Annotated in this window: 21 protein-coding genes; 12 read left to right on the top strand and 9 right to left on the bottom strand. The window is 29.5% G+C overall.

Annotation, left to right across the window (positions count from 1 at the left end; all coding sequences use genetic code 11):
• The first annotated feature begins 10 nt into the window (after window positions 1-10).
• Entirely contained in the window at window positions 11-1,957 is a 1,947-nt protein-coding gene (gene ligA, locus AANAER_RS06760) for an NAD-dependent DNA ligase LigA (protein ID WP_129082986.1), read from the top strand.
• 12 nt (window positions 1,958-1,969) lie between these two features.
• Here the strand turns inward: ligA and AANAER_RS06755 are convergent, their stop codons facing one another.
• A complete protein-coding gene (locus tag AANAER_RS06755) occupies window positions 1,970-2,572 on the bottom strand; it encodes a response regulator (RefSeq protein WP_129082987.1) in 603 nt (200 codons plus the stop codon).
• A 194-nt stretch (window positions 2,573-2,766) separates the two neighbouring features.
• Here AANAER_RS06755 and AANAER_RS06750 point away from each other — a divergent pair, with 194 nt between their 5' ends.
• Window positions 2,767-3,240, top strand: coding sequence for an acyl-CoA thioesterase (locus AANAER_RS06750; RefSeq protein WP_044416754.1), 474 nt, complete (start codon window positions 2,767-2,769; stop codon window positions 3,238-3,240).
• A gap of 8 nt (window positions 3,241-3,248) precedes the next feature.
• Here the strand turns inward: AANAER_RS06750 and AANAER_RS06745 are convergent, their stop codons facing one another.
• Window positions 3,249-4,844 (bottom strand): ABC-F family ATP-binding cassette domain-containing protein, encoded by a 1,596-nt coding sequence (locus AANAER_RS06745; RefSeq protein ID WP_129082988.1) that lies wholly within the window; start codon window positions 4,842-4,844, stop codon window positions 3,249-3,251.
• Window positions 4,845-4,909: 65 nt separating this feature from the next.
• Complete coding sequence (locus tag AANAER_RS06740; RefSeq protein ID WP_129082989.1) at window positions 4,910-7,609, bottom strand: cation-transporting P-type ATPase; 2,700 nt, start codon at window positions 7,607-7,609, stop codon at window positions 4,910-4,912.
• Window positions 7,610-7,745: 136 nt separating this feature from the next.
• Here AANAER_RS06740 and thiD point away from each other — a divergent pair, with 136 nt between their 5' ends.
• From thiD to AANAER_RS15140, 9 genes are all read left to right on the top strand, one after another.
• The gene (gene thiD / locus AANAER_RS06735; RefSeq protein WP_129082990.1) at window positions 7,746-8,546 is read left to right on the top strand and encodes a bifunctional hydroxymethylpyrimidine kinase/phosphomethylpyrimidine kinase; all 801 of its coding nucleotides are present in this window, start codon (window positions 7,746-7,748) and stop codon (window positions 8,544-8,546) included.
• Window positions 8,516-9,139 (top strand): thiamine phosphate synthase, encoded by a 624-nt coding sequence (gene thiE / locus AANAER_RS06730; protein ID WP_129082991.1) that lies wholly within the window; start codon window positions 8,516-8,518, stop codon window positions 9,137-9,139. Before thiD ends, thiE begins: the two co-directional genes overlap by 31 nt.
• Window positions 9,136-9,492: a sirohydrochlorin chelatase gene (locus AANAER_RS06725; RefSeq protein ID WP_129082992.1), complete on the top strand. Its 357-nt coding sequence runs from the start codon at window positions 9,136-9,138 to the stop codon at window positions 9,490-9,492. Before thiE ends, AANAER_RS06725 begins: the two co-directional genes overlap by 4 nt.
• A gap of 75 nt (window positions 9,493-9,567) precedes the next feature.
• Entirely contained in the window at window positions 9,568-9,840 is a 273-nt protein-coding gene (locus AANAER_RS06720; protein ID WP_129082993.1) for a hypothetical protein, read from the top strand.
• Entirely contained in the window at window positions 9,840-10,478 is a 639-nt protein-coding gene (pdxH, locus tag AANAER_RS06715) for a pyridoxamine 5'-phosphate oxidase (RefSeq protein WP_129082994.1), read from the top strand. The genes AANAER_RS06720 and pdxH overlap by 1 nt, the downstream gene beginning before the upstream one ends.
• A 258-nt stretch (window positions 10,479-10,736) precedes the next feature.
• Window positions 10,737-12,029 carry an ABC1 kinase family protein gene (locus AANAER_RS06710; RefSeq protein ID WP_233736954.1) on the top strand — a complete coding sequence of 431 codons (1,293 nt, stop codon included), beginning with the start codon at window positions 10,737-10,739 and terminating at the stop codon, window positions 12,027-12,029.
• Between the two features lie 59 nt (window positions 12,030-12,088).
• Window positions 12,089-12,601, top strand: a complete 513-nt coding sequence (locus AANAER_RS06705; protein WP_129082996.1) for a lipocalin family protein — start codon at window positions 12,089-12,091, stop codon at window positions 12,599-12,601.
• 224 nt (window positions 12,602-12,825) lie between these two features.
• Window positions 12,826-13,044 (top strand): cold-shock protein, encoded by a 219-nt coding sequence (locus tag AANAER_RS06700; protein ID WP_044415012.1) that lies wholly within the window; start codon window positions 12,826-12,828, stop codon window positions 13,042-13,044.
• 191 nt (window positions 13,045-13,235) lie between these two features.
• The gene (locus AANAER_RS15140; RefSeq protein ID WP_267883999.1) at window positions 13,236-13,370 is read left to right on the top strand and encodes a hypothetical protein; all 135 of its coding nucleotides are present in this window, start codon (window positions 13,236-13,238) and stop codon (window positions 13,368-13,370) included.
• 44 nt (window positions 13,371-13,414) lie between these two features.
• On the opposite strand, the gene AANAER_RS06695 is transcribed toward AANAER_RS15140, so the two are convergent.
• From AANAER_RS06695 to AANAER_RS06680, 4 genes are all read right to left on the bottom strand, one after another.
• Window positions 13,415-14,632, bottom strand: coding sequence for an OmpA family protein (locus AANAER_RS06695; protein ID WP_129082997.1), 1,218 nt, complete (start codon window positions 14,630-14,632; stop codon window positions 13,415-13,417).
• On the bottom strand, window positions 14,622-15,674 hold the full coding sequence (locus tag AANAER_RS06690) for a MotA/TolQ/ExbB proton channel family protein (RefSeq protein WP_164969377.1): 1,053 nt from the start codon (window positions 15,672-15,674) through the stop codon (window positions 14,622-14,624). Before AANAER_RS06690 ends, AANAER_RS06695 begins: the two co-directional genes overlap by 11 nt.
• A 71-nt stretch (window positions 15,675-15,745) precedes the next feature.
• Entirely contained in the window at window positions 15,746-17,206 is a 1,461-nt protein-coding gene (gene thiI / locus AANAER_RS06685; protein WP_129082999.1) for a tRNA uracil 4-sulfurtransferase ThiI, read from the bottom strand.
• Window positions 17,207-17,329: 123 nt separating this feature from the next.
• A complete protein-coding gene (locus AANAER_RS06680) occupies window positions 17,330-18,172 on the bottom strand; it encodes an AraC family transcriptional regulator (protein ID WP_228711183.1) in 843 nt (280 codons plus the stop codon).
• Window positions 18,173-18,289: 117 nt separating this feature from the next.
• On the opposite strand from AANAER_RS06680, the gene AANAER_RS06675 reads away from it, so the two are divergent.
• Window positions 18,290-18,622, top strand: a complete 333-nt coding sequence (locus AANAER_RS06675) for a rhodanese-like domain-containing protein (protein WP_129083000.1) — start codon at window positions 18,290-18,292, stop codon at window positions 18,620-18,622.
• Window positions 18,623-18,648: 26 nt separating this feature from the next.
• Here the strand turns inward: AANAER_RS06675 and AANAER_RS06670 are convergent, their stop codons facing one another.
• Window positions 18,649-19,677 carry an NADH:flavin oxidoreductase/NADH oxidase gene (locus AANAER_RS06670; RefSeq protein WP_129083001.1) on the bottom strand — a complete coding sequence of 343 codons (1,029 nt, stop codon included), beginning with the start codon at window positions 19,675-19,677 and terminating at the stop codon, window positions 18,649-18,651.
• Between the two features lie 10 nt (window positions 19,678-19,687).
• Complete coding sequence (locus AANAER_RS06665; RefSeq protein ID WP_129083002.1) at window positions 19,688-20,323, bottom strand: NAD(P)H-dependent oxidoreductase; 636 nt, start codon at window positions 20,321-20,323, stop codon at window positions 19,688-19,690.
• Between the last annotated feature and the right edge of the window lie 19 nt (window positions 20,324-20,342).

Raw genomic sequence — 20,342 nt, 5'->3', positions numbered from 1 at the left:
AGAGAGAAGAATGACACAAACTGAATATAACGAAAAAATTGAAACTTTAATTAAATGGGCAAAAGCCTATTATGTATATGATAACCCTGTAGCAACAGATGAAGAGTATGATAAATTAGCAAGAGAGTGTTTGGCATACGAACAACAAAATCCAAATAAAAGCCATCCAAATTCACCAAATAAAAGAGTCGGCGGTTTTACTTTGGAAGGTTTTGAAAAAGCAAACCATTTAAGCAGAATGTGGTCTCAAGAAGATGTATTTAATACAAAAGAGTTGGAAGATTGGATAAAAAGAGCCTCAAAAGTAAATACAAATTTAGAATTTTATTGTGAACCGAAATTTGACGGAGCAAGTCTGAATCTTATTTATGAAAACGGTTTGTTAAAACAAGGAATTACAAGAGGAGACGGAAACATAGGAGAAGACGTAACCAATAACGTAAAAACAATCTTCTCTATTCCTTTGCAAATAGAAGAGAAATCTTTAATTGAAATTCGCGGTGAAATAGTTATCAGAAAAAAAGATTTTGAAAAAATAAATCAAGAGAGACTACAAAAAGGCGAAGCACTTTTTGCAAATCCAAGAAATGCTGCTTCTGGAAGTTTAAGACAACTTGACCCTGCAATTACGGCAAAAAGAAAACTTTTTTTCAATGTCTGGGGAGTGGGACAAAACTCATTGGATATGAAAAAACACAGTAAAATGATGGATTACGTTTACTCTTTAGGTTTTGTAAAACCGCCAATGCAAACCATTGCAAAATCAGTTGAAGAGATTGAAGAGATTTATTACAAAATTATTGAAGCAAGAGATAATTTTGAAATGATGTTAGACGGAATGGTTATAAAAATAGATGACAGAGAGATACAAGAAGAGCTTGGATACACTGTCAAATTTCCAAAATGGTCATGTGCCTACAAATTTCCGGCAGTTGAAAAAACAACAAAAGTAAAAGATATAGTTTTACAAGTAGGAAGAACAGGTGTTATTACTCCTGTTGCCGTTGTTGAACCTACCTTAATAGAAGGTTCAACCGTAGAAAGAGCAACCTTACACAATTTTGATGAAATTCAAAGACTTGATCTAAGATTAAATGATGAAGTTATTATTATAAAAAGCGGTGATATTATCCCAAAAATCACAAAAGTTTTTTATGATAGAAGAGATGAGAGTCAAGTTGAGATAAAACGCCCTACTTCTTGTCCTACCTGCCACAGCGAAGTTTTAGATGAAGGCACAATGATAAAATGCCAAAACTTGGATTGTCCAAGCCGTGTGGTTAATTCAATAATCTATTTTGCATCTAAAAACTGTATGAATATAGACGGCTTGGGAAATAAAATAGTCGAACTTTTGGTAAAAGAAAAAATCATTCACGATATATTGGATTTATACTCTTTAAAATATGAAGATTTAGCACCGCTTGAAGGCTTTAAAGAGAAAAAAATCAATAATCTTCTTAATGCAATAGAAAATACAAAAGGAACACAGCTTCACAGAGTTATAAATGCTTTAGGTATTGAACATATAGGAGAAGTTGCTTCAAAACAAATTTGCCTGGAATTTGGATTAAATGTCATAAACATTGATTATGATTCTTTAGTCTCTTTAGACGGTATCGGGGAGCAAATGGCAAACTCTTTTTGTGAGTTTATGAGAGTAAATAAAGAGCTTGTTTTAAAACTTGTAGATATTATTAAACCCACAGTTGAAGAGAAAAAAGAGGTCGTAGAAAATGCTTTTAAAGGTAAAACCGTAGTTTTAACGGGAACTATGAGCAAAAGCAGAGGTTTGATAAAAAAAGAGCTTGAAGAGCTTGGAGCAAAAGTAAGCTCTTCTGTATCGAAAAAAACAGATTATGTAATTTACGGAGAAGAAGCAGGAAGTAAATATGACAAAGCTGTTGAACTTGGAGTTACGACTTTAACTCAAGAAGAGATGGAAGGGCTGTTTTAAACAGCTCTTCTTCTAATTTAAACTTTTAATTATTTCATTTATTTCACCAAAATCTATTAAAGCATCATCATCTAATAAAAAGTTGGTAAGCTCTTTGTTTTTTAATATCTCTTTTTTCGTATTTAAAAATTTTCCTTCCAAATTATTGACCATAGAAGATATTTTTTTATGTTTTTTTAGCTCTTTCTCTTTTTCTAAAAGTGTTGTTTTATTCTTTTTTCTTTCTTGAAAAAGTTTTATAAAAACATTTAACTTCGAACATAATAAATCTTCATCAATAGGTTTTGAGATAAAATCAACAACCTCTTTTGAACAAGAATATGCCTTTTTTTGATAAGTTTCATTATTATAAATTCCCGTAATTAAAATAACAGGAATATCTTTAGTCTCTTCTACTTTTTGAAGATACTCAACAAATTCAAATCCATCGACTTCAGGCATTTGAATATCACTTAAAATCAAATCAACATCATTTTTCATAATTGAAAGAAGTGCCTCTTTTACCGAAGTTGCTTCTAAAATATTGATAGATTCAAAATTTTCTTCAAGAAGATATCTTAATGCAAAAAGATTATCTTCTATATCGTCAACTATTAAGATATTTATCTTCTCCATGCTGTATCCTTAATAATTTTTCTGATTGTAACATTAAATAGTATTTCAAAAGTATTAATTTTAAAATCCAAAAATTCGGCACTTGTTACTTTTTTATATAAATCAAAGAATAGATAAGAAAAATTTATAAAATCTTCTTGAATTTTTTGATTTATATTTTATAATGAATGGATAAAACAAAAAGGTTATAAATGATGAGTGAAAAATGTAAAAGGGAAAAATCATTGACTATGACAATGTTAATGACTCCTGATAAAGCAAATTTTACCGGAAACAATGTACACGGAGGAGAAATTCTTAAAATGTTGGATCAAGTTGCATTTGCATGTGCCGCAAGATATACAGGCAACTATGCAGTAACTTTATCTGTTGATATGGTTTTATTTAAAGACCCTATTAAAATAGGCTCTTTAGTTACTTTTCATGCATCTGTAAATTATACGGGAAGAACCTCTATGGAAATAGGTATTAAAGTTATTTCCGAAGATATAAAAGATCATTCCATAAAAAATACAAATGTATGCTACTTTACAATGATAGCAGTTGATGAAAAAGGCAACAGCGTTCCCGTACCAAAACTAGAACCTGAAACAGAAGATGAAAAAAGAAGATATAATGATGCTATAAAAAGAAGAGAGATAAGAATGGCATCAAGACATTCAAAGTAAGAAAAGAATTACTCCTCTTCTTTACTTTCTTGATATTCTTCGTAACTACCTTTAAAATCTACAATAGAACCATCTGTTTGAATCTCTATAATTCTATTTGCATAAGCGTCAAGTAATTCTCTATCGTGAGAAACACATATTAAAGATCCTTGGTAAGCCAAAAGTCCTTCTCCTAAGGCAATAATTGCTTCAAGGTCAAGGTGATTTGTAGGTTCATCAAGAACCATGAAATTCGGTTGTTCTAACATAATTTTTGAGAGCATCATTCTATGTTTTTCACCACCTGAACAAGATTTTACCTTTTTTTCCTGTTCTTGACCGTTAAATAACATTCTTCCAAGACAGTTTCTTATTTCCGAAATATCTGCATCTCTGTCAAAATCTCTTAACCAATCGTAAAGAGTCATATCTCCGTCTATCAAGTCGGTTGCATTTTGAGGGAAATAACCGTTTTGAATAGTTGCACCCCAATGAACTTCGCCTTCATCAGGTTTTACTTTACCTACTAATATTTCGCACAGCGTTGTTTTCCCGATACCGTTTGGACCTATTAGAGCTATCTTATCGCCTTTTTCCAAACTAAAAGAGATATCCTTTAATACAACTTTCCCTTCATATGATTTTGAAATATTTTTAACATCTAAAATCTCTTTACCCACTTCTCTTTTTTGTTTAAATACAATAGAAGGGTCTCTTCTGCTTGAAATCTGAATTGAACCGACATCAAGTTTTTCAAGCTGTTTTTGTCTTGAAGTTGCTTGTTTTGCTTTTGAAGCATTTGCGCTAAATCTTGCAATAAACTTTTCAAGCTCTTCTTTCTCTTTTAATTTTTTATTCATATCTGCTTGTTGTTGTTTTGCAATTACGGTTGAAGCAATATACCAATCATCATAATTCCCCGTAAATTCTCTAATTTGTTTATAATCAACATCTAAGATATGTGTACATACGGCATTTAAAAAGTGTCTATCGTGAGAGATTACGACCATTGTTCCGTCATGATGTTGTAATTGATTTTCAAGCCATCCGATAGTTTTTATATCAAGGTTATTTGTAGGCTCATCTAAAAACAGAATATCAGGTTTAGGGAAAAGAACTTGTGCTAGAAGAACTTTGAATTTATCTCCCCCTGTAAGTGTACTCATTAGGTCATTATGTTGTTCAGAAGCAAATCCCAAATCTTCTAAGATTTTGGTAATTTTTACATCATATTCATATGTCGGATCCTCTTCAACACAAATAATTTCCAATTCACCTAGTCTATTATTAACCTCATCTGTAAACTCTTCACTCATATAGAGTTTTTCTTTCTCTTTTATTGCATCATAGAGTCTTTTATTTCCTAAAAGAACCGTATCAAAAAGTGTATAATTTTCAAAAGCAAATTGGTTTTGTCCTAATGTTCCTATTTTTTTTCCGCTTTGAATTTGAATCTCACCTTCAGTAGCCTCTTCTTGACCTGAAAGAATTTTTAGAAAAGTAGATTTACCTGCTCCGTTTGCACCAATAAGCCCATATCTCTTTCCTGTATCTAATTTCAAATTTATATCTTGAAAAAGCACTCTAGGACCAAATGCTTTCTTTAAATTAACTACTTGTAACATATATTAAACTCCATTTCTTTTTATGGCGGGATTATATCCAAACTTGACTAATAATATCAAAAACCTTAATTTCTCTTTTTGTAAAAGAGAAAATACTTCAAAATCTCTACTATAAAGATAATAAAAAAAGATACTAAAACTATTAATCCCCAACTATATAGAGATAAAGAAGTCGTACCAAAAGCACTATTTAACAAAGAACTGTTTGTAAATAGGATTTGTAAAACAATCATTAAAAAAACACCGTAAAGAAGATATCTATTATCAAAAGGGTTTATTTTAAAAGTTGATTTTTCTAAATTTTTACAAGTAAAGAGATAAAAAATTTCTATAAATACAAAAATATTAACGGCTACGGTTCTTGCATACTCCTCATTTACACCTTTGTTTATATAATACTCAAAGATCGTAGTTGAAGATATAAGCATATAAAAGCCTACAGTTAACATCATAATAAGCAGTTCTTTAGAAAGAATAGGAGTAGAAGGTGTTCGTGGAGGTCTTGTCATAATATTTTCCTCTTTTTTTTCAAAAACCAACATAAGTCCTAAAAATATTGCGGTAGTCATATTTATCCATAAAATCTGAACGGGTAAAATAGGCAGACTAAAGCCAAGCATAATAGAGAATAAAATAACCAATCCCTCTCCTAGATTTGTTGGAAGCGTCCAAGTTATAAATTTTATTAGATTATCAAATACATTTCTTCCCTCTTTTACTGCTTTTGCGATAGAACTAAAGTTATCATCGGTTAAAAGCATATCTGAAGCCTCTTTTGCAACTTCGGTTCCTGTTTTTCCCATGGCAATTCCAATATCTGCTTGTTTTAATGCAGGAGCATCGTTTACCCCATCTCCCGTCATTGCCACAATTTCTCCTCTTGCTTGTAAAGCATCAACTATTCTTAGCTTTTGTTCAGGTTCTACTCTTGCAAAAACTTTTGTAGTTTTAAGTTTTTCTATTAACTGTGTATCTGATAATTCATGCAGCTCTTTTGCATTTAATGCCGTATCTTCAAATTTATCCTCTTTATTTAAAATATTCATCATTTTTGCAATAGAAAAGGCTGTAAGAGCATGATCTCCTGTAATCATAATAATATTTATTCCCGCAGTTTTACAAGCTTTTACAGACTCTATAGCTTCTTGTCTTGGAGGATCAATCATTGCAACAAGACCTAAAAATACAAAGTCATCTTTTAATCTGCTGTTTTCTATTTCATTCTCTTCTACTCTTTTTTTTGCAACGGCTAATACTCTAAGACCTTTTGATGCCAAACTTTTTGCTTCGTTTTCAATCTCTGCTAAATTGAATTTTTTAGTTCCTTTCTGCGATAACATATTACTACATAAAGGTAATACTCTCTCAATAGAACCTTTTAGATGTATTTCATTTATCTGCTTTTCTTCATCTTCATTCAATGTTGCCATATATTGTCTATCAGACTCAAAAGGCAAAATATCCAATCTTTTATGAGCTTTATTTATTTCATACTCGTTAATTCCCATTTTTAAAGCAGCCACAATCAAGGCTCCTTCAGTAGGATCTCCGCTTATTTCATATTCCTTATCTTTTTGTATTAAATATGCTTCATTACATAAATAAGAGGATAAAAGTGTTTCATAAAGCTCTTTTGGAATTGTTTTTAATACTTTTTTATCTAAAAGGAACTCCCCTTTTGGCTCATACCCTACTCCTTTTACTTCATACAAAGAAGAAGCTGTAAAGATATTTGTAACAAACATCTTATTTTGGGTTAAAGTTCCTGTTTTATCAGAACATATAGTTGTTACACTTCCTAAAGTTTCTACTGCGGGTAGTTTTCTTATTATTGCATTTTTCTTTGCCATTTTATGAACACCGATAGCCAAAGTTATGGTTACAGCTGCCGGTAGTCCTTCAGGTATTGCACCTACTGCTAAAGCAACGGAAGCCATAAAAATATCTACAAAACTATATTCTCTTAAAAGTCCTACTGCAAGAGTAACGGCAGCTAAAAGTAAAATTATATAAAGTAGTAACTTACTAAATTGAGAGATTTTTCTTGTCAAAGGTGTCTGTAAAGAGACACTTTCATGTATTAGATTTGCTATTTTTCCTACTTGAGTATGTTTAGCAGTTGCTATGACAATCCCTTTTGCTCTTCCGTATGTAACAAAAGTACCTGAATATATCATATTGTTTCTATCATTTAACAATGTCTTTTCATCCATTGTTTCAATATTTTTTATTACAGGGAGAGATTCTCCTGTTAACATAGATTCATCTACTTTTAAATCTTTTACGCTTATTAATCTTATATCAGAAGGAACTTTGGAACCTGATTCTAAAATTACGATATCTCCTGGAACCAACTTTTTTGAAGAGATTTCATGTTTTTTACCTTCTCTTATTACTATTGCATTTGTATCTATCAGATTTTTTAAAGATTCTATTGCCTCTTGCGCTTTTACTTCTTGGATAAAACCTACAACTACGTTTATTATAACAACCGCAAAAATCACACTGCTGTCAATATACTCTCCTAAAAGAAAAGTGATAAAAGAAGCAGCAAGAAGAATATAGATTAAAGCATTATGAAACTGCATAAAAAACTTTTTTAATTTCGTCTCTTTATTTTTTTGTTTAATCTCATTTAATCCGAAATACTCTTCTCTGTGTTTTATATTTAAAGGGGAGAGACCTTCAATCTCATCACTTTCAAAAAGTTCCAATGTCTCTTCTACACTCAAAGCGTGCCAATTTTCTCCAATCAAATGTTCCATTTTATACTCCGATAAAAAATCCTTATATTTATTATTCTATGTTAATAATTCTTATAAGACATTTAGAGAATAAAATTCAATATCATATAATAAGATTATTGTTAAAATAAGTTTTAGAAAAATTAGAAGGGATTAGATGAAAACAGTTTTAACGATTGCAGGAAGTGACAGTAGCGGAGGAGCCGGTATTCAAGCGGATTTAAAAACTTTTGAAGCTTTCGGTGTATTTGGATGTAGTGCCCTTACGGTTTTAACTGCACAAAATACAAAAGGGGTTACAAATATACAAGAAGTTCCTGCAAGTTTTGTAAAAGAACAAATACAAACAGTTTTAGATGATTTAGATATTAGTGCAATAAAAATAGGTATGCTTTTTTCAAATGAGATAATAAATACGGTAAAAGAGAGTATTAAAGATTTAAATATTCCTATTGTTTTTGATCCTGTATTTATTTCAAAAGCGGGTTCAAAACTTTTAAATAACGATGCAATTGAAAATCTTAAAACGTTGTTTGAATATGTAGATATTATTACACCCAATCTTTTTGAAGCAAAAGAGCTGTTTGATTATGATATTTTAAATGAAAAATCTTTGGAAGTTATAAGTAAACTTCCTTGTAAAGTCGTAATAAAAAACAACAAAATAACAAAAGATAATGAGGTTTTAAGTCTGGATACTCTTTTTGAAAAGAAAAATAAAAAGGTGTTTTATACAAAATTAATAGATACAACAAATACTCACGGTACCGGATGTAGCTTTTCAAGTGCTATTGCAGCCAATTTAGCCCTTGGAAAATCTATTGAAGAAGCAATAAAAACTGCAAAAGATTTTATCTATTATGCAGTAAAAAATGCTCCTAACATAGGTCATGGAATGGGACCTATATCTCACAAGAAAGGAATAGAATGTTTAGTAAAACAAAAGGACTTTACGTAATTACAGATGATGTTTTAACTCCTAAAGAAGAAATGCTTATACAAGTAGAAAAGGCTTTAAAAGGCGGAGCAAAGATTGTTCAGTTAAGAGATAAAAAAAGCAGTGATGAAGAGCTTGAAAAAGAGCTTGTTTCTCTTCAAAAACTATGTAGAAGATATAAAGCTTTATTTGTCTTAAACGATAGAGTGGAACTTGCAATAAAACATCAATGTGACGGTTTGCATATAGGAAAAAGTGATCATCATAGAGTATCCGAAATTAGAAAAAACTATTGGGGATATTTGGGAATCTCTTGTTACGGAGATTTGCAAACGGCAAAAAAAATGCAAAAGTTAGGAGCAGATTATGTGGCTTTCGGTTCTTTTTTTACTTCAAGTACAAAACCGCAAGCTGAAGTTATTGATAAAGATATTGTAAAAGAGGCGAAAAAAGCTCTTGATATTCCTGTTTGTGCGATAGGAGGTATTACCTCTTCAAATGCGAAAGAGTTAGTAGAAAACGGTATTGATATGCTTGCAGTTATAAGTGATATTTGGAAAAGCGAAGATATATCAAAAAAATGTGCAGAGTATAAGGAGTTGCTGGCAAAATGAAAGCTTTAATCTTTATTGCCCACGGCAGTAAAAAAGAGTTATCCAACAATGAATTTAAAAGTATGGTTGAAAATATCAAAAGTAAAGACAAAAAATATGATTTTATTGAAAGCTCATTTTTGGAGATTGCACTTCCTAGTATTGAAGATTCTACAAAAAAGCTTATAGAAAAAGGGGCAAAAGAGATATCTTTTTACCCTTTTTTCTTAAATTCAGGCAAACATGTAGCAATAGATATTCCGAATATTATAAAAAATCTGCAAAAGCAATATCCTAATATCTCTTTTTTCCCTCTTGAACATTTTGGTAAATCAAGATATATTGAAGATATTATTTTAAAAGATATCTCATAAAGATAAAAAAACATTTTTTAACTACTAAATAACACTTTAAAGTAGTAAAATTTAAAATCCAAAAAGGAGTTAATTATGATAAAAGAGTTGATTTTTACAGGATTAGGAGCAACGGCTTTAATAAAACAAAGAGTTGAAGAGGAGATTAAAACCTTAGAAAAAAAAGGGAAAATCAAAAAAGCAGATGCCAAAGAGTTTTTAAAAAACCTTGAAAAAAAGGGAAAACTAGAAGACAAAAAAATAAAAAAAGAGATAAGAGGTCATATAAAAGAGCTTATAAACGAACTTGGACTTGTTACGAAAAAAGATTTGGAAAAGTTAAAAAAAGAACTCAAAGAAGAGAAATAATGGTTGATTTATCAAAAATGAGGCAAGAGTATTCCTCAAAAGGTTTAAGAAAAGAGGATTTAGAAGATAATCCTTTTAAACAGTTTGAAAAATGGTTTAATGAAGCTTTAAAAGCAGAACTTATAGAACCAAATGCTTTTACTCTTGCAACAGTCGGAAAAGATTTGAAACCTAGTCAAAGAACGGTACTTCTTAAAATGTATGATAAAGAAGGTTTCACTTTTTTTTCAAATTATGAAAGTAAAAAAGCAAAACAAATTGACGAAAACTCAAATATTTCCGCACATTTTGCCTGGCTTGGACTTGAAAGACAAGTAAGAATCGAAGGTATTATAAAAAAAATTTCCAAAACGGAGTCTTTGAAATATTTTCTTTCCAGACCAAAAGGGAGTCAATTAGGAGCTTGGGTATCTCATCAAAGTCAAGTTGTAACTTCAAGATCTATTTTAGAAACAAAATTTGACGAGATGAGAAAAAAATTTGCAAAAGGTGAGATACCTTTTCCCTCATTTTGGGGAGGATATCAAATAATCCCAAACTATTTCGAGTTTTGGCAGGGAGCTTTAAATAGACTTCATGACAGATTTGTTTATAAATTAGTTGAAAACAGATGGGAAGTTTGCCGTTTAGAACCCTAAAAAGGATATAAAATCAAATACTATTCACCTTTAAGAGTTTATAAAGTTTTTAAATTCTTATTAACAATCTTTTTAGTAATAAAAAGGAAAAAAAGGTTTTTAATATTTAAACCTTTAAATCCCGTAAAATTAAAAGAGACTATAATCTATTTAGGAGCAAGTTTTATAAAACTAGCTCAAGTATTAGCCACTAGATCGGATTTTTTCGATAAAGAGTATTTAAAACAGTTACAACAGCTGCATGACCAAATACCTCCTATGAAAGAAAAAGATTTTGAAGAAGTTTTCCAAAAAGCTTTTAAAAACAAAGATATTTTTCAAAGTTTTGAAAAAACCGCAATGGCTTCTGCCTCGATAGGACAGGTTCACGAAGCATATTTAAAAAACGGCAAAAAAGTTGCGGTAAAACTTAGAAGAAAAGGTATAAAAAATAGAGTTTTGGCAGATATTAAAATAATAACTATGTTTAACAAACTTTTTAAACCTCTTTTTTCAAACTATACAAAAAACTCAATTGAAGCTGTAATCTCTGAATTTTCAAAAATGATAGTTCAAGAAGTAAGTTTAAATCAAGAGCTTCAAAATCTAAAAAATTTTAGAAAAGTTTATAAAAAGCAGAAAATAAAATTTCCCAAAGCATATAAAAAATACTCTTGCGATGATGCTTTGATTATGAGTTTTGAAGAGGGATTTAGGTTTGACGATAAAGAGAATATCTTAAAAAACAAAATTGATTTTAAAAAAATCATTTCAAATCTTGTTGATTTTTATACAACCCAAATGCTGATAAACGGATATTTTCATGCAGATCCGCATCCGGGAAACCTTTTGGTAAATAAAAAAGGAGAGCTTATACTTCTTGATTTTGGAATGGTAAAAACCGTACCAAATGAAAAAAGAGTTGCAATAATAGAACTAATCAAAGCGGCAAACGAACAAGATTATGAGAGCTATATCAGTGCAAGTAAAAAACTTGGAACAGTTGCCTATGAAGCTCCGACAAATGAATTGGCACAATTTGTATCTAAAATGTTTGAAATCTTTTCAAATGAGAGTTTAGACAGCCAAACAATGCAAAACTTGGCTTTTGAAGTCTTAGAGAGTACAAGAGGAATGCCTTTTAAACTTCCAAGCGATGCCATATATATTTTAAGAGTAAGTGCTATTGTTGAAGGTCTTGGAACAACCTATATAGAAAATTTCAACGGGGTAAAAGATATTTTGCCAATTTTAAATAAAAACGTACCAAAAGCACTAGGAGCAAAAGAGTCGATAGTAGAAACACTTATTGAAGAGATAAAAGAGATACCTTTTATAACAAAAGATTTTAAAACAGTAGTAAAAAAGGCAAGTGAAGGAACATTGGAAGTTGAGATATCTAATAATCAATTAGATTTTATAAAAAGAGTTACAAAAGAGTATTTACAATCCTCATTTATCTCTTTTGGTTTTATCTTTGCTTCAATTTTTTATCTTCTTTACGGTTTTGAGCCAAAAGAGCTTGCAATAGTGTTGTTTCTGTTTGGATTTATCAGACTTTTTTATAAATAGACATAATATCCATACAAAAATATTTTCATATGCTATAAACTAAAATAAAAAGGCAATTTATGAAATATTTACTATCTACGCTATTCATATTACTATTTATAACAGGATGTGCAACCAAAGATCCCAAAATACAAAGTGTTAAAAAGCTAGACCTAAATCAATATTTGGGAAAATGGTATGAAATAGCAAGATATGAACATTTTTTTGAAAAAAACTGTAAAAATGTAAGTGCAACATACTCTTTAAAGAAAAACAATAATATAAAAGTCGTAAATAGGTGTCAAGATATTATGACAAATGAAAAAAAAGAAGCAATAGGCGAAGCAAAAAAAGTAGATAACACAAATTCAAAACTAAAAGTTACTTTTTTTTGGCCTTTCTATGGAGATTACTGGGTAATAATGTTAGCAAAGGATTACTCTTATGCTGTTGTTAGTGAACCGACTAAGAAATACTTATGGATACTTTCAAGAACAAAAACACTTCCTATAAATATCCAAAATAAGATTGTGAAAAAACTTAAAATTTTAAATTTTGATATCTCTAAATTAATTTGGACTATTCAAGAGTAATCCAATAATCCTTCAAGATTTTAAGGAATTAGATAAAAATAGTTACAAAGCTTGCTATTTTTATTTTTTTCTGATATAGTGTCTGCACTTAAAGAAAATTAGTACTTATACATTGTTTGCTTTTTATTGACTTCTATGTTGACACTTATCTCTCAAAAAATTTAAAATCTAGTTTAACTTTACTAAAACTTCATATATGAAGTAATATATACAAAAGGATTTCTATGTCAAATAGATACAACGGAACTGTAAAATGGTTCAACAATGAAAAAGGTTTTGGATTTATCCAATTAGAAGATGGAACAAAAGATATTTTTGTACACTACAGAGAAGTTAATAACACAGGTTATGAAAGAGTTTCATTAGATGAAAATCAAAAAGTGAGCTTTTTAATCGGAAACAATGAAAAAGGTGACTTTGCCCAAGATGTAGAAAAGATATAACTTATTTGTAAATACTTATTCTAAAACTGATATAAAGTTCAAGTTAAGATTATTTTTCTAATCTTAAGAACTTTATCCTCTCTATTTTAACTCTAACTTTAATTTTAAAAACTAAAAAGATTATTTTACTTGTTAAAAACAGTACCTGTGAACTAATATATTGTTCAATTAAATAAAAACAAAGGACATGAATGTACATTCTTACAAAAAAATATAAATATGAAGTATTAAAAAGACTTCTAGAAGCAAAAGAAGATTTTAAAATCGCTTGCTCAAAATCGGGACTAAAAGAGATTCAAGCTCAAAAATTTTTAGCTAAAAATTAATACTATCGTTCAAATAGCTTAAAACATATAGAAAGAGCAAATAACTATTTTAAAATAGTTCTTATCTCTTTTATTGCTTCTTCATTTTTTATATTCAGTTTTATCTCTATTCTTCTTGAAGCCTCTTTATCTTCTTTGCCGTTTTTATCAAATACGGGATCTAAATATGATCTTCCGCTTGCGACAACAAGCTGTCGTAATTTCTCTTTATTTTTAAAATCTAAAGAGAGTAAAAAATCCATTACTGAATATGCTCTTTTTTGTGACAAATCAAGATTATATAAAAAACCTCCCGTAGAGTTTGTATGACCTTCTATTACAATAGTATCAATATATCTGTTTATCTCTTTGTTATTTAATATTGTTTGAAAATAGTCATATACCGCATTTTTCAAAAAAGCTTTTGAACTAGGTTTTAATTCGGATTTTCCCTGATCAAACAAAATATTCGAAGAGAGTCTTAAGTTTCCACTTTTAGAATCTATATTTATATTTTTCCCTAGTTTCTCTTTTAAAAGAGTGATTACTTTGATTTTTATACCTGTCAAATTTTTTATTTTTGTTTTTGTTGTTTCAAGTTCATTTACTAAAAGTGTATGCTCTTTTTCACTGTTTTGCAATTTTATTGCCATAACTTTCATTTCTGCATCTAAATCTTGATTTTTACTTTTTAAAAGTTCTATTAATTTCTCTTTTTCTAACTTTTGCTCTACTAAAGAATCAAGCTTTTTCTTACTGCTATTTGATAATTTTTCATACTCTTCTTCTTTATTTGCCAAAAGAGTGCTCATAGAATCAAGCTTTCCTAAAAGTTCAGTTTTTTGCTTATTTAAATCCTCTAATTTTTTTTCTATCTCCTCTTTTGAAAGAGTAAACTCTTTTATCAAACTCTCTTTATCTTCAAGTAAGCCCTCTTTTTCTGTTATCGTAAGTTTTAACTGTTCATTTTCCAAAATAGAATTTTTCAGTTTTTCATTCATTAAAATTGCTTCTTCTTGAAGATTTTTTACCTCTTCTTCACTTTCATCAAGCTCATTTATAATATTTTTAAGTCTTTTTTCTTTTAATAAAAGTTCATTTCTATTTTTTTCCAATGCCGTTTTCTCTTTTTGAAGATTTGTTTCAAGTTCGGCACTTTCACTTTGAAGAAGGGTATATTTTACGATAATTGCACCTATTAAAAGGATAAAAACAAAAAGAAGACCTGCCATCAAATCTGCATAAGATATCCAAAAATTGGTATTATTGTTTTTATTTTGCATTTATCAAATCTTTTCCAAGCTCTTTTAAATCACTTGATACCATCTGCAAAGAAGTTAATGCCGAATAAGTCTCTGCTTTAACGGCTTTTTGATTTATTTTTTGATTTGACAAACTCTCTTTAAAACTTTCATTTATTTTTTCTATACTTCCTTGAATATTTTCAAAATTTTCTATAAGTTTTTCCTGTTGAACTGCTGTTTTATCAAACATAGAAGAAAAATTCATATAACTTTCGGATATTTTATTTTCAATACCTAAAAAAGTTTTATTTATCTCTTCAAGCTGATTGAGTTTCTCTTTAATAATTGCATCAAGTCTAAAAAGATAATCGGGAGTTAAAAGATTTTCTATTTTTTCAGGCAAAGAATCTTTTTGTTTCTCTATTATCGTCGCTATTTCAATCTCCTCTTTTGTCCAAATTTTATCTTTGAAAGTATCTTTAATAAAAATCATCTCATTTTCAATTTTTGTTAAACCTCTTTTCTCAAAAAAGATCCACCAAATTGATAAAAAAATACCGAAAATCGAAGCGTAAAAAGCAGTTCCTACACCGCTTAACAAAAGGGTAATCTCATTTTCCAAAGCCTGTTTTGAATCAACTGTAAAATTAGGCATTGAAATAGCAATAGCGGTAAAAGTACCTAAAATCCCCAAGGTCGGAAAAATTGAAGATGCTATATTTGCAAAGTTATCGTTTCTAAGATTTTTTGAAGAGTTTTTTAAATACTCATCCAAAGAGGCATAAGATTTTGTTTTTCCGTTTAGTGTTAACTCTTTTGAAGCCAAAAAATTATCTATATTCTCTTTAGAGTCTTCTAATCTTTTTTTAAATATCGAAAAAGAGTACCAGGCATTGTGAGGTATAAAAAATAGAAAAATTAAAAGTATTAAAAAAATAATTATTATTGAATGAATTTCAACTTTTAGAGGAATAAACTGATTAAATCCCAAAAGAAGCAAAACAAAAAGAAGAATAGGAACTGATCCGATTACTAAATACCTTGGAAAATTATTAACTTTCCCACCATTAAATTCAGACATAATTTCCTCCATAAGTAATTTACTAATTATAATATAATTAAATAAAATATTCTAAGAGGAAAAATAAAAATCTACGGTCTATAAACTTTTATATTTTTATACCCCTTAGAATCAATCAAATATTGTGCGTGTAATTGGCTTAAAACACCTTTATCACAATAAAAAAGATACTCTTTATCCTGCGGCAGTTTTTCAAACTCTGATTTTAGTTTATAAAAAGGTATTTTAATAGTTTCGCAGCAAGTCTCTATACACTCATCATTTTGCCTAATATCTATTACCGTATAGTTACCCTTTGAAATATCATGCACGACTTCAACTTCACCTATACTGTTTACGTCTGATATAATTTCATCAACATTTATAGTAAGGGCTTCTTCAACAGCTTTATCCAAAACTTCATAATTAAACTTTTTGGCCTCTTTTTCCATTCTTTCATAGGAACCGTGAGTTACCGGATTTTTTGAAATTACTCCACAATATTCAGGCATATTTTCGGCAAATTTTCTAGTACCGATTTTCTCGGCTATATCAATAATTTCAGGTTTGTTCATAGTACTAAGCGGTCTTAAAACAAGTTTTTGAGTAGCTTGATCAATTAAAGCAAGATTTCTTAAAGTCTGACTTGAAACTTGAGCTACGCTTTCACCTGTTAAAAGTGCATCAATTTTTAAGTTGTTTGCTATTTTTTCAGATGCCATAAGCATTAATCTTTTTAAAGTAACTCCCATATAAGACTGACTTGTAGAATTAAAAATCTCTGTTACCACATCTTCGAAAGGAACAGAAGTGAAAGTTACTTTATGGGAACTTCCAAACTTATTCCAAAGATAAAAAGCAACCTGTTTCACACCTATTTCATGAGCTATTCCACCAAGGTTAAAAAATATAAAATGTGTTTTTATTCCTCTTTTCATTGTCAAATAACTTGCAACAGTCGAATCAAAACCTCCTGACATCAAAGATAAAATATCTCCTTGTGTTCCCAAAGGAAATCCTGAAAGTCCTGAATATCTATTTGTAATAATATTTAACTGTTTATGAATAAGTTCAACTTTTATAGTAACTTCCGGATTTCTTAAATCTACTTTTGAAGTAGGATTGTTTGCCAACATATATCCGCCTACAATTCTTTCTATATCTGTTGATTTAAACTCTTGCTGACCTGTTCTTTTAGCTCTTACGACAAAAGTCTTATTTTGAATCTCTTCTGCCATTTTTTCATTTACGACTTTTTTGATCTCATCTAAAGTAGTCATATTATCTATTTGAATAGCTTCTAAAACAAGTTCTATCCCTGAAGTTTCTAAAAGTTTTTCTCTTACTTCTTCAACTTTTTCAATGGGACAAACAACTTCTATTTTGTCAAAAAGTTTTTTATACTCAATTTCTTCGGAGATTTTATTTAAAATCTTTTTTATATTTGCAAAAAGCTGATCTATCATTTGTCTTTTTGCTTTACTTCCCTTTATCATAATTTCAGGGGAAAATTTAACAATAAATTTTTGAGTTTTTACTTCTGCTTCTACCATCTTATCCATAATGCCTTTTTAAAATAAAGCGAATTATATCATAAGAAAAGTAATTGATTATAAAAGAGAAAACTAAATTAAAATTTTAGATATATTTAACAGGAACATAATAAGTTCCTTTTACTATTGGATTATCTTCAAAAATATCATTTTTTTCAAAATCATATACGTAGGTATCGTAATTTTTTCATATCCGCTATTTGGCAGCCATTCTTGATATACCCATTGGGCAAGTTTTAAAATATCATTATGAGTTCCTTCTATATCGAAAGTTATACACAAGCACTCTTGAATTTCCAACATAGGAAGATTGGTATTTGATAAATTAAGATTTTTAACTTTAGGAACAACGCAGGCTACATAATCACAATTTTGCAAAGGCGTAATAGTTGGGTTATCATGATAAATTCCAATCTGTTCATACTCTTTTATATTGTTTGTATAAATCCATGCCGTCATCTTTTCCCAAATCTCTCTATAATTTTTTGTATACCCTTTTTGTCTCAGATAATAAGCCATTCTAGGAACTACTTTTACAAGTTTTCTTTTTAAACTGCTAAAATCAAGTTGGCAGTTATCATCAAAATTTTGCTTTAAAATTTTATTAGAATACTCTTTATATCCTCCATTTCTCCAATATTTTGGAGTTTGATTAAACCTTTGTTTAAAAGCTCTTATAAATGAAGTTTGAGAACTATATCCGCACATATTTGCTATTTCCGTAATAGTTGAATATCTATTTGTAATTAATATATTTGAGGCTTTTTGTAAACGTATTGATTTTATTGTTTCGTAAATAGATGTACCCATTTGTTCTTTAAAAATACGGTGAAGATGGAATTTGTTTATATTAAACTCTTCTGAAAGATAATCTAAATTAATATCCGTTTGAATATTATCAAAAATATAACTCATTAAATCATTTGCAATTTTACTTCGTTTTAAATTTGTACTTTTTTTAACCATAAATATATTTTAGCAAAAAATATTGTTTTTTTTAGCAAGAAATGACAATTTTTATCTCATTAAATGTGTAGATTTTATCTTTTTTACTTGCTAGAATAAAAAGAAAAAAGGATTTTTATGGAAAATCAAATTGAATATTATGAAAACAAATTAAAGTATGAGATAGATTCATGGGATTTGTCTCAAGCTTTTAATAAAGAACATATAAAAGGTGCAATAAATTTCCCCCATAGAACAATGAATGAAGAGACAACAAAAAACTTAGACAAACAATTTATATATATATGTTATTGTGACGGCATTGGCTGCAACGGTTCCACAAAAGGAGCTTTAAATATAGCAAAGTTGGGATTTAAGACAAAAGAGCTTATAGGAGGTTTAAGTTGGTGGAAAAGAGATGGACACGAAACTTCAAAAGAAAAAAATAAAGAGACTCTTTGTGGATGCTAAAATAAGGTTTTTTCTAAAACCTTAAATTAGTAAGCTCTTAAATAAGAGCTTTCAATAAAATCTCTTTCATTTAATTCTTGTGCCGCGTTAAAGATAAAGTTTGGATTTCGCAAAAGTTCTCTTCCTAAGGCGACAAAATCAGAAACATTATTATTTAATATCTCTTCACATTCATGAGGCGTTGTAATAAAACCGACTGCAATCACAGGGATATTTACACTCTCTTTTATTTTTTTTGCATAATGGCATTGATATAAAGGTTTTATTTCAGGCATATTATCTACTACTTCTTGATTTCCTCCGGCTGATACGTGAATAGCATCAACTCCCACTTTTTCTAACTCTTTTGATAAATAAACGGAATCTTCTATATTCCATCCTTCATTCATCCATTCATCCGCACTTATTCTGACTAAAAGAGGCAAGCCAACTTTTTGTTTTATAAGTTTTGCTATTTCAACAGTTAGTCTGCATCTGTTCTCTAAACTTCCACCGTAAGTATCTTCTCTTTTATTAGTTAAACTAGATAGAAATTCACAAAGCAGATATCCGTGGGCTGCATGAAGTTCAACTGCATCATATCCCGCTTTTTTTGCTCTTTTTGCGGTTTTTACGAATTTTTTCTTAATATCTTCAATATCATAAGAATCCATACTATTTGGCATCTTACACGGTAAGTTTTTTGAAAAGATTATTTTAGAAGGAGCAATAGGCGTAGTCTCTTTTACAATAGATTTTCTTCCTGCATGTGCAATTTGCAAAGCTATTTTAGAACCAAATTTATGGCAACTATCAACTAACTTTTTATGCCCTTTTATTTGAGATTTTTCCCAAAGTCCCAAATCATTATTCGATATTCTTCCTCTTGGTTCTATTGCTGTAGCTTCAACTATTATCAAACCGATTTTCCCTAAAGCTCTTGCGGTGTAATGAAAATGATGGAAATTCTTTACTTTTCCGCTATTATCACTTTTATACATACACATAGGTGCCATTATTATTCTATTATTAAGTTGCATCTTCCCTATATTTGCTTTTTGAAAAAATCGGCTCATTATTTATCCTTTATTTTATAAACTCGACTACTTCATCAAATGCTAATCTCATTTGAGTTGATTGAGGATTAATTCTATATCCGAAAGGTAAAACCAAAGATAATTGATATTTAGAAGTATCAAGTCCTAAAACTTCTTCTACTTTCTCTTTTTCAAAACCTTCAATAGGACAAGAATCAATCCCTTTTGTTGCAGCTGCCGTCATCATATTTCCTGCTGCTATATACGTTTGTCTTGCACTCCATGCAAACAGTGTCTTATCATTATCTAAAACTCCTGTTGTTTTTAGATGATTTTCATAAAGTTCGACATAGGCATCAATTTTTTCTTGAGGCAATTCTCTTCTTCCGAATCTTTTGGCAGGAACTTTACTTGAAGGTTTTAATGCTTCAACGGCACCTAAAACAATTACTAAATGAGAGCAAGTAGTAACTTGCGGCTGATCCCAGCAAAAAGGTCTTAATTTTGCTTTTAGCTCTTCATTTGTGATAACCAAAAATTTCCATCCCTCTTGCCCGAAAGAGCTTGGAGATTTTCTTGCCACTTCAAGGATAAATTTCATATCCTCATCACTTATTTTTTTTGTTTCATCAAAAATTTTACAAGCATGTCTGAAATCCATAGCTTCCATAAAAGTTTTGTCCATATGTCTATCCTTTATATTT

It is taken from the genome of Halarcobacter anaerophilus (assembly GCF_006459125.1).
Taxonomy (GTDB): domain Bacteria; phylum Campylobacterota; class Campylobacteria; order Campylobacterales; family Arcobacteraceae; genus Halarcobacter; species Halarcobacter anaerophilus.
The sequence above is the reverse complement of the archived record's forward strand: the minus strand, read 5'-3'. Positions and strand labels throughout refer to the sequence as shown.